Genomic DNA, 10,619 nt, shown 5'->3' with positions numbered 1-10,619 from the left:
TGCGCCCTTGGTCATGACCGGCGTCATTGCCCAGAACTGCTGATTTTTCCCATCGTCAGGCCGGGTATAGATAATCTCCGGCTTTGTGCCGGATACGCGATACACCACGCCATGAGCCGAATCGCATACCCAAATTTGGCCTGTCTTGTCAACACTCAGGCCCGTAATCAGCGGGGCGGGAACATCGGGTCCGGGGGTGACTCCCGTAGGGTAAGGCAATGCGATGGCGGCGCCACCCGTCCATTTGTCGGTGGCAAACGTGAAGGAGCACAGGTGAGTGTCCTTGCCTTGTAGGACATTGGTTTCCCCCGCCCACAGTTTGTCTCCTGCCGCAGACATAACCAGTTTCTCAAACGTGGTCGCGGCAGGCACTCCGACGCCGGGAATAAACGTGGGTGCCGTCGTAATTTTAAGATCCGTCATTGATTATACTCCTCAGTATAAATAGCATCTTCATTCAGTGAATGGATTTGGGTTGTATTCAGGTGGGCACTGTGCCCTTTATTTCTTTTTAAATGTGTCGCAGGATAAATATCTGTGGCGCTCAGTTCTTCAGTTGCCGTGTCCTGCGGGTCGTACAAGTTTATGCATCGGTTATCCTGACAGTAATGTCCTTATGTACCGGCCTCAGAGGCCGGATAAAAATGTCAAAACCTACCGAGGCGTTGCCTCTCTTCTTCGGCGCGATCTCCAGCGCCCCATTTCCCGTCACAGGACTGAGAAGCCCCGTCGCATCAGAAATCAGTTCAACGCTGGCGCTTTCACCCCCGCCTGCTGTCTGACGCAGCATAATTACCTCCGGGGCAGACACTGCCGCATGACCATGGATATAGGGCCATCCGATGGCGGTTCCCCGAGTGTGCACGTAAGCACGGCAGACACCGCTATTATCATTCCGCAGATGAATGGCGATATCGTCCCGCTCGAATGTGACCTCCAGCTGCGAACTCTGTGGACCCAGCGCCAGGTTGAAGACCACCGGACTTGCGGTTCCGCAGCGGGCCGTGACGGTAAACACGCCGGGTTGCGTGTGTTTTGCGAGTAGCACGCGTGTGACACCGTCAGCGTCGGTGGGGGCTGGCGTGCCCACGACGGACGCGCTGGCAGGTGAGGCACTGGTGAACGTCACGGTCGCATTCTGGACCGGGGTTGTACCGTGAAACGCCCGGACAACCAGCGGGGAAAAGTCATCCCCGTCCAGCGCGGTAAATTGTTTATCGCCGCTGACAATGACCAGTTTGTCCACTTCAGCTGTGTGGTCATTCACCGTCTCCTTCAGGCTGAATGTCAGCGTGTTTTTCCCGTCCTGGTATGCCGGCTCATCCTGCAGCATGGCCCGAAGCTTGAGATTCTCCGGGAGAGGAACGGGTACCTTTAATGAAAACTGAGCTTGCCCCGAGGCATCAGCAGGTAAAACTGCGCTCCCCCCCCAGTGGCTTTTATCATCCTGAACTAACGGCAGATCGACGACGTTGTGGGTAATCGTGTTAATAAATGCCAGTTCCACTTTTTTATTTACAACGGGAGTACCGTCGTTAATATGCACAGAAAAGCTCAGCGTACATTCCCCGGAAGGCAGCGTTAATCGGGAATTGTCAATGGAAATGCCCTGTACTGGATCGTTGTCTATCGAAAGTGCATTCATAGGTGGCTCAAAATAGCAGTTAAACATCACGCTCTCTTTCCGGCGACTCATCGCCGCCGGTTTTGTGTGTGTGAACGTATCGTCAGGAGACGGTGATTTTCACTGTCTGGGCTGCTATTACATCAGAGTTACTGGCCGTCAGGGTGAAAGCCCCTGTCGTGTTCCCGATAATAATATCCGGCCAGAAGGCCCTACCGTTTGCATTGACATCCACCGTTTTGACGGTAGGAGTGCTTTTTTCGTCCGGGATTGCCATCCTTGCGTTTGCGGTGTTAGCCGCGATGGTGAAGGTGACTTTCCCGGAATGAATAGCGTGGCCTCCGCCATCATTCAACTGGACATATCGTGAGCTGTCGTGGGTGAAATTGCCGCTGTCCAGGTCATCCCAGCTAATGGGGTAAACACCCTTCGGATGGATGACTATGTCTTTCGGTCTTTGAGCTGCCGTCACGTTCAGAAGCAGTTCCTCTTTCAGATATCCTCCGCCTCCCGGCAGCGAGGCCTGCAGGTGGATTTTGCCCGTTTTCTGTCCCACTATCATTTCAGGCAGACGGGCCCAACCTGTACTGTCAGGACCGGTGAGTCTGTGGGTTAATGTGTTATCCACAAAAGTCGCATCCACGTCGTCTGTCACAATATGAACATCCATCACATATGACGACATTTCCTTCCCATTGGAGTCATACGCTTTCAGCCCTGTTTTTAGCACGGTAGGATTACTGCCGGTATCGACAAGTGCGCCGGAGGCGACAGACCATTTAACATGGTCCACGCTGCTGATATTTACGGTAACGGTTACCTGTTTCCATTTTGCAGCCTCCTGTTGGTATTTCAATTTATCAATGAAGAAAGTGATTTTGGCTGGCCCGCTAGCGTTTTTGTCCGTTTTCAGCACCGGCAAAATACGATAGTCACCGTTTCCTTTAGGGTCTGCGGGTTTCAGAACACCGTCAGTGACAAATATATTTTCTTCCGAGAGAACTGTCAGGTCGTCGCCATCCACACGGAAGCTGATCTCGGGTACTGTACCGCTTACTTGTGGATTAAAACGCACGTCCAGTACAGCAAGGTCACCTGATGGCGTTCGCTCAATGCCCGGAGAGAGAGTAATTGGGGTAGGAGTAACGACCTCCAGGCTCCCGCTCTCGCCCAGATAGACTTTCAGATCAGCGAGGCATTCCTGACCATCAATGGTTGTACTGAAGGTAATGGTGGCATTACCGCTGGCGCTGGTGCCTGGCTTAAAAGCAACGCGGGCAGGTGTTCCATTTTCAATTTTCACCGGTGATGTCAGCGGTACCAACGCCGTGGTCGGTGAAGCAGCAATATTTATGCTGGCGGTATCGACCCTTTCACTCGTGCCGTGTTTTACGACGGACACATAAACATAGTGCCCCGTGTTTGCGGTCCAGGTGTTAACAGTATTAAGGTCAATGGGATTTTTTCCGTCCGAGTCTTTGTATACCTTAATGTCATACTTCGCAGCCGGCGCTGCTCCAGTCTCAATCTTATAGGTTGCAACCGTATTCTCGCCGAGCTTCAGCATCAGGCTGGTGATGTGATGTTCAGACTGTCCTGAATTCGGAGTTAGGGTAATAGTGAATTTTCCGTCATCGTCTGTAGTGATGGTGGTTGAGTCAACACTCAGATTTCCGACTGGATCCAGAACAATGGTCAGCTTTTCTGCTGCATTAAGCGACTTCCCATTTTTCTTCAATTGAAGAGAAATTTTTTGCTGTTCAGTGATACTCTTAGGCACTGTGCCATCTACTGTCCATTTATCAGAAGCAGAGGCTTTCAGCCTCAGAGGTAATTTACTCTCAACGTAATTTTGAAAACCGAAATCTGAGTAACCTACTTTTTTAATTTGCTTGAATGAATTATCGGTTCCGACTAAACCTACCGTCATGTATTTAGTGATATCCGCTGTAACCAGTTTCGCTTTTATGCAATTAGCCGGGAGCGTGAATTTCCCCTCATCGGATGGAGTGATTTTATAGTGGAGGCTGTCGTTATCGAAGATAATGTTGTCACCGTCAGTAAGGTCGAAACGCAGTTGATGTCTCGCCTGAGGTACTTTCCAGTCGTCACCAAACTGCTGTTGAAGAGTAAAGTGCAGTGCATGGTTGTTAAGGTTTGTTTCGTTTTCTTCCTGGGTAAGGGGTAATTCTTTCACCGCCGAGATTACACGAAATTTATTTGGATCACTTCCATCATCTTCATCACCAACGTAAGCGTTAATTTGAGTAATAATTGCCCCACGATCAATGCCAGAATTATCATATTTACCCTGAAATGAAATACAATACTCCCTGCTTTCTGGTGCGATAAATATGAACCTTTTTTTAACCCAATCAGGGTCATTCGCAAAAAATGACATCTGTTGCACAGGGTTGGAATTGTCCAAGTGTTTATCTGTACTTAAAGCAATATGGATATGATATTCAGGACTTCCTGATACATTTTGACGCTTTGATTCAGAATAATACATATCTGCAATATGTAACCATGTAAATGTATAAGTCTGTCCTTTTGTTGCAAAAAAATTATGAGAAATATTTCCTCGCACTTTTTTGTAAACCAGTCGTGCAGCATGAAAAATTTCAATATTTACGCCATCAACATTCGCATACTGATGCTCTTTAAGAACCTGGTTATTCTGATACAGATACCCTGTATCCGCTTCTACCTTCCAGTCGGACACGTAACTATTTGTACGTAACTGTGATTCTCCATTACCCGGGCCTATAGGTGAATCAGATATGTTTATTGCGTTTTTAGTAAACCCATTAATGTATGTCATATTTTTTCCTGGTTAATAGCAGTGGTCTGGTTTCTCTACTAACTATGCTGAGTTACTGCAATATTATTCTATTAGAGGCACCAATCATAAAATTACTTGCCGATGGACATAATAGACAAAATAATGAAAAAAAGCAGAGCAAAAAAAACTCATGCTATTATGAATGAAAACAGATGATGAAAATACAAGACATTTTGCTCGCATTGACAGATATCATTGAAATTTCTTATAAATTATCGGCATTGAAAAATGAATCTATTCTTTTGCAAGTTACGAAACCCCTTCTTTAAAGAAGAACTTTCTCAAGTCAAATTAGCATGTACAGATGTAATCTTTTCTGTCATTGAGTGACATTGAAAATATTGTGAACATATTTTTTTGGCTTGTAAATAAAAATTTATTATTATTATTTTTCATTTAATATTTATGACCAAAAATCTTATGAATAATTTACTTAAATTTCTTTCTCTTAAAGCTGGTATTGGGTTGCTTCTAGCCGGATGTATGCTGTCTCATTTTGTTTATGCTGACGAGGATGGCAACAGTGTTGCGGCAAAAATGAATAAACAATGGAAGTCCACGGATATGGACTGCAGAACCGCTGGCAGCAGCCATATTGCATCTGCTCTGAGTTGTAGTGGAATACTCTTGAAATTGCTCCCAAAAATACAGTCTGAAACTCCGAATACAACGGCAGAACAAAAGATGACTGCAAGTGCAATACTATATTTGAGGAAAGATTTGAACACACCGGATAACCCCACTGGAATGATTCTTCCGGCAGAGAGCGCCCTTAACTCACATGATTCCTCAGTAACTGCGGCCTGCGTTCGACCAGTGGCAGTAGATAACAATGTTGTACGAGATGCATTTGGATGTGGTGAAAAGTCAGCGACACCTTCTCCAGTAAATAATGATGATACTGACGTTTCTACATGCAACCAGCTGGTTCCAGGTCCGGAGGCTGATAAGTGGGAGTGGAATAAAACATGCTCACTCAGTGTGCTCATACATAATGAGTTCAGACTGGCTATGGTGCTGAACAAAACTCCCAGCATGAATAAGGATAAGAAACCTGTACAAATTTGGTATCGTCACTGGCCGGATACAATAGATAAGGCAACCCCCCTGGCTCTGGTGTATACCAAGGGAGACCAGCAGGCACTGCTGGCACGTCAGAATGACCAGGCAAATTTGATAGCAGCCAAAAAGAAAGTCCCAGTAGTAATGTATACCCCTGGTGACGACTCACCATTCAGCTACCGTGGCTCTGACAACAACGTCACACCACTAAAACCTGATACGCCAGAGATTATTGCAGAACGGGTCATAGCTCGATATGTTGACGAAGCTAATACGCACGATTGTGGTAACGACGTACCAGCCTGGCAATGTTCAGGACTGATTGCCCGGGCAACAGCTCCAGATTTTCCGTTTACTCAGGGCCCTGATACGGTAAATCGTGGTGTCGCTTCCTATTTTTACTTAAGGAGGGATACTCAAACCTATGACACCTATATTAATCATCAGGGAATTATTCTGAAGGTTCCTGAAAAAGGTAAAATCAATACATCCGAAGGACGTAAAACTTTAGAGATATTGCAGAGCAGAATGAAGTGTATTTATGCCCAGGACGCTAATACATACGGCCTTACCAAATCCAAGGAATACAATCAGTGCCGTAATACACCTACAACTTCAGTCGATTACAGTGACTGCAGTGAAAAATTGAACAATAACCCCGATGACGATATTAATATGTGGCTTCAGGCCTATAGAAATAAAAACTATACTCGTAACGAAAATCAGTGTTCATTTAGCGTGCGCCACGCAGGGCAATTCGAGGCTGCGATTTATCTTTCAGCACAAAAATTAGGAAATAGCCAATGGAATGAACTTATTCTTACTCCATCCGGAAATGAAAATGATATTCCTGAGGTTGAGGCAGCCTGGTATAAGGACGGTGATAATGACGCAAAGGTTAAGGCTCAGGAGATCGCAAAAAAATATTTTGCACTTCGAAAAGAAAAAATTCCTGTGATTGCCTGGGACTACAAATTTACCATGCACTATTATTCAAGCGACAATAGTTGGTAATATAAAACCCAACAAGTTATTATGTTCTTATCATTGACAATCAATAGATTTAATACTCTATAACTTCACAGTGAAATACTTGTAGTACGTTCATAAAGGAAGGGGAGTCACTGCCCCCCTCTAATTAATCTACAAATTCTGCTTCGGTATAATAAGAATTACTTTTTCAGAGCAGGCAGCTTATGAAGCTGTCTGCTTGTTAATTATAGAGACCTGAACCCAGCTTTACCGTTAGCTTCTCTGCCTCAATAATTCCGGCGGTAGAGTTATCAGCTCCGGCCTTTGGCCTTTAAATCAATATGACCTGCTCTGGTTCTGTCGAAAAAACAAAGGAAAAGTCATACTGCCGAGCCATGACTCCAGATTAAGGTTGGAAAATGCTCAGCTTGAAGGTCGTAACTTTCCAAGAGATCGCATTTTGATGGCCGTACGGTGGATGTAAGCATACCCGTTTTAGTTCCACGCACTTTTTGAGATTTCCGGGTTTTTGATCCCTTCCCAATATCGATGCCAGGTTAAATCAGAGATTCCGGCCTTTTTGCAGACTTCGGATAAATTCCTCCGGCGTCTGATTATTTAAAGATGAATGGGGTCTTTGCTGGTTATATTCCTGCCGCCAGCATTCGATCTTCTCCTGAGCATCTTCCAGTGACAGGAACCAGTGAACATTCAGACATTCATCACGCAGACTCCCGTTGAATGACTCGACCAGTGCATTGTCTGTTGGTTTTCCCGGCCGCGAGAAGTCCATCGTCACCTTATTTTCATACGCCCATCGATCCAGAGATTTAGAGATAAATTCGCTGCCATTATCCGTCTGCAACCGGTGTGGCACTCGCAGCTTCATTCGCTTCAGGCGCTCCATAACGGCAACCACATCCTCTCCCCGCAGCCCCTGACCAACCTCTATCGCCAGACATTCACGACTAAAATTATCCACTACAGTCAGGGCCCGGATCCGACGTTCGTTGAACAGATTATCAGCAACAAAATCCATGCTCCAGCACTGATCTACAGCGCTGACTTCCGGGCGGGCATGTCGGTGCCTGGCAGTGACATGTCGACGGGGACGTTTTGTCCGCAGATTCAGCCCTTTCAGACAATAAATTCGGTGCGTTTTCTTATGGTTTATTAACCAGCCTTCACGGCATAAAAGAATATGGATACGCTGACGGCCATAGCGGACACGCGCCTCAGCAATCTCTCTTATCCGGTGAGTCAGGGCCCTGTCATCACGGCAGCTGCGATAGTTGTATACCGTGCGACTCTGCATCATCAAACGGCAACCACGGCGCAGACCAATACGGTATGCGTCCAGCAGGTAAGTCACCGCCTCTCGCTTCTGGACGGGCCTCAAAACTTTTTTCGAATAACATCCTGGAGCATTTCCTTATCCAGACTGAGGTCTGCCACCAGGCGACGGAGTCGCTGGTTTTCATCCTCCAGTTAATGGGATGGACTACCTCCTCCCTCTGCGATTAACTGTACGAGATATGTTCAGCAGGAGAATCACCATGAATATCGTATTTCTGGGTATTGATCTGGCTAAAAATGTCTTCCAGCTCTGTGGGTTAAACCAGGCCGGTAAGCCGGTTTATTCAAAACGTACCGGCCGAAAAGAATTACTCCAGACGGTGGCGAATATTCCGGCCTGTCTGATTGGTGTCGAAGCATCAACAGGCGCATTTTACTGGCAACGTGAGTTTGAAAAACTGGGGCATAAAGTAAAAGTCATCAGCCCCCAGTATGTAAAACCTTTTGTTCGCGGACAAAAAAATGACGGCAATGATGCACAGGCAATAGCTGTGGCTCTGATGCAACCAACGATGCAATTTGTGCCACCGAAAAGTCCGGAGCAGCAGGATATACAGGCTTTACACCGCGCCAGGCAGCGTATTGTTAATCACCGCACTGCGACAGTTTGTCAAATCAGAGGGCTGTTACTTGACCGGGGGATCCCCATTGGCAGTGCTGTCTCCAGAGCTCGCCGGGCTATTCATCTTATCCTTGAAGATGCAGAAAATGGTCTTAGTGCCCGGATGCGCAGGACGATTGCGGAACTCTATGATCTCTTTAACGATCTCGAACGTCGGGTTCATTTTTTTGATAAGGAAATTGAAACTGTATTCAGGCAATCAGAAGCCTGCCAGCGTATTGCCAAAGTTAAGGGTATCGGCCCAAAAACGGCCACGGCCGTCGTTGCCGCAATTGGCAAAGGAACTGAATTTAAGAATGGTCGTCACTTTGCAGCCTGGCTTGGTCTTGTTCCGCGTCAGCACTCGAGTGGGGACAGACAGGTACTCATGAACATGACGAAGAAAGGCGACAAGTATCTACGGACCCTGTTTATTCATGGTGCCCGCGCTGTCGTCAGGGTTGCCATGAATAACAATAATGGTTATATGAATCAGTGGGTTAACCAGTTAAAGGAGCGGCGCGGGTTTAATAAAACAACCGTGGCGGTTGCTAATAAGAATGCGAGAATAATCTGGTCAATGCTGAGAAATGATACAGAGTATCAGGCAGTTGGAAGTTAATTCCCAGCCAGAAAAGTTGCAGCGTACTGAGAAATGGTGACAGGTTGCACCTGCACAATCGGAACCTGATTTTTATACTGGCCTAAGAGGCCGTCCAGTTGTTGAGGCGATTGTGTGCGGATTACCCATTTGGGCACAGGTTTTCCTGATGCCGGATAGATGTAAGCAACAACCCAAAACCAGAATCAGTGCTTGCAAAACGGAGGTAGTCCATAGATGTAAAAAGTGGCTTCAGAAATGCCCATCTTTCTGCACACTTCCTCCACTCTGGTGCCGGTTTCGGCCTGCTTCAGCGCAAATGCAATCTGTTCTTCGGTATAACGGGTCTTTTTCATGGCGATGAGCCTCTTTGTGAGATGAAAGAAAGACCAGATACTTCAGTTTAGACTGGCACTGTTTTCAGGGGGGAGATCAGGACAGCAGCGTTTTAGATGAATGGCCGTTGCGGGTGTTCGAGCCGAATTTTGGTACATTTTTCTCGTGCCTGAGGTGGTCAGTTAACTCGGCATTAAGTTCCGATTCGACGGTTAATTTCGTCAACATCCGGGAAAACTGACTGAGGTCGGCTTCGGTTTTAAGACCCTTGGCCAGTTTAGCAGTCAGAGCTTTGAGTTTCTTTTCGTCCATAAATTGCCTGTCTCCGTTGTTGGAGTTAACATATCAAAAACAGGCAATTACACAATTTTAATTACAGTTTCCCAGTTTTCTAACCTTCGGGTTCGGTGACCGCCTGAGCGATCACCTTTAACACGGTGGCAGTTACACTGAATTACTGACAGGCTCGGTGTCACCTCGAATCGTGAATCATCCGCAGTTTCGACAGATGGTACAAGCTGTACCGTTTACTCAAAATCAGGCAATTACATAAATTTATCGACTGGATCAGCGAGATGACATCCTCTTTCCGGACCGCCAGCCGTTCGTTTGTACAAGCTCCAAACTGTTTCATTAATGCCATGTTACCAGTTGCTCAGGATAATAGTGAAACTTAAAATCAAAAAGCGAAGGGTCTTGTTGTATCAACTGCACCACTGAATTCATCTCGTTGATATGCTCAGTAAATTCTTTCTGATCCGCCACGATATTACCCATGAATGCTCTGACAGTCGTATTGTTACCCGCCAATCTAGATACTTCTCTTCCGACACTATTTCCGCCTGTTCCTGAATCGCAAATGGCCAGCGTAATACGTCGATACTCACTGAGTTCATTGTTAACCTGTTCACTCAAATAGTTAGCAAATTCTTGGGCGTTCATAAAATCATTACTAATCTGAACCATTCCTGGTTCACCATGAGCAACAACAAAAAGTTCTGTGTCAGAGAGATGCATATCCGCCTCCAGAGCAAGTGCATAATCGCCTACAGTGTCTCCTGTACCAAGAATATAAGCAGTTCCCTCTGCTCCAATATTAGCTGATTCGGTGATACGCCTTGGGGCATTGCTACGACTTAATAGTCTATGACCTCTCCGTGCAGTATCGCCCTTAACAGCCCGGATAGTTCGTAGCTTGTTTACCTGCGCCGCCGAGTAGGCA

Annotated in this window: 6 protein-coding genes and 3 pseudogenes; 2 read left to right on the top strand and 7 right to left on the bottom strand. The window is 46.4% G+C overall.

Annotated features, from left to right (window positions below; all coding sequences use genetic code 11):
- The 3 genes from CNE01S_RS23335 to CNE01S_RS23325 form a co-directional block, all read right to left on the bottom strand.
- Window positions 1–423, bottom strand: a 423-nt coding sequence (locus CNE01S_RS23335) for a hypothetical protein (RefSeq protein ID WP_156479847.1), incomplete at its 3' end; no start/stop codon positions are given.
- Window positions 424–583: 160 nt separating this feature from the next.
- Entirely contained in the window at window positions 584–1,645 is a 1,062-nt protein-coding gene (locus tag CNE01S_RS23330; RefSeq protein WP_138089318.1) for an Ig-like domain-containing protein, read from the bottom strand.
- An 82-nt stretch (window positions 1,646–1,727) separates the two neighbouring features.
- A complete protein-coding gene (locus CNE01S_RS23325; protein WP_061278998.1) occupies window positions 1,728–4,448 on the bottom strand; it encodes a hypothetical protein in 2,721 nt (906 codons plus the stop codon).
- A gap of 441 nt (window positions 4,449–4,889) precedes the next feature.
- Between CNE01S_RS23325 and CNE01S_RS23320 the strand changes: the two genes are divergently transcribed.
- The gene (locus CNE01S_RS23320) at window positions 4,890–6,545 is read left to right on the top strand and encodes a hypothetical protein (protein ID WP_138089319.1); all 1,656 of its coding nucleotides are present in this window, start codon (window positions 4,890–4,892) and stop codon (window positions 6,543–6,545) included.
- A gap of 520 nt (window positions 6,546–7,065) precedes the next feature.
- On the opposite strand, the pseudogene CNE01S_RS23315 reads toward CNE01S_RS23320, so the two are convergent.
- A pseudogene (locus CNE01S_RS23315) lies at window positions 7,066–7,991 on the bottom strand (IS3 family transposase); the annotation flags it as partial.
- Between the two features lie 68 nt (window positions 7,992–8,059).
- Between CNE01S_RS23315 and CNE01S_RS23310 the strand changes: the two are divergent.
- The gene (locus tag CNE01S_RS23310) at window positions 8,060–9,082 is read left to right on the top strand and encodes an IS110 family RNA-guided transposase (protein WP_061278995.1); all 1,023 of its coding nucleotides are present in this window, start codon (window positions 8,060–8,062) and stop codon (window positions 9,080–9,082) included.
- A 218-nt stretch (window positions 9,083–9,300) separates the two neighbouring features.
- Here CNE01S_RS23310 and CNE01S_RS23305 read toward each other — a convergent pair.
- The 3 genes and pseudogenes from CNE01S_RS23305 to CNE01S_RS25530 form a co-directional block, all read right to left on the bottom strand.
- Window positions 9,301–9,417 (bottom strand): annotated as a pseudogene (locus CNE01S_RS23305) (transposase); the annotation flags it as partial.
- Window positions 9,418–9,499: 82 nt separating this feature from the next.
- A pseudogene (locus CNE01S_RS23300) lies at window positions 9,500–9,709 on the bottom strand (IS256 family transposase); the annotation flags it as partial.
- Window positions 9,710–10,030: 321 nt separating this feature from the next.
- Window positions 10,031–10,619 (bottom strand): DUF8616 domain-containing protein (locus CNE01S_RS25530; RefSeq protein ID WP_169799431.1); only part of this gene is annotated, 589 nt, incomplete at its 5' end.

This window comes from Cedecea neteri NBRC 105707 = ATCC 33855, from assembly GCF_001571265.1.
In the GTDB taxonomy this organism is placed as follows: Bacteria; Pseudomonadota; Gammaproteobacteria; order Enterobacterales; family Enterobacteriaceae; genus Cedecea; species Cedecea neteri.
This window is presented reverse-complemented; position numbering and strand designations above follow the sequence as displayed.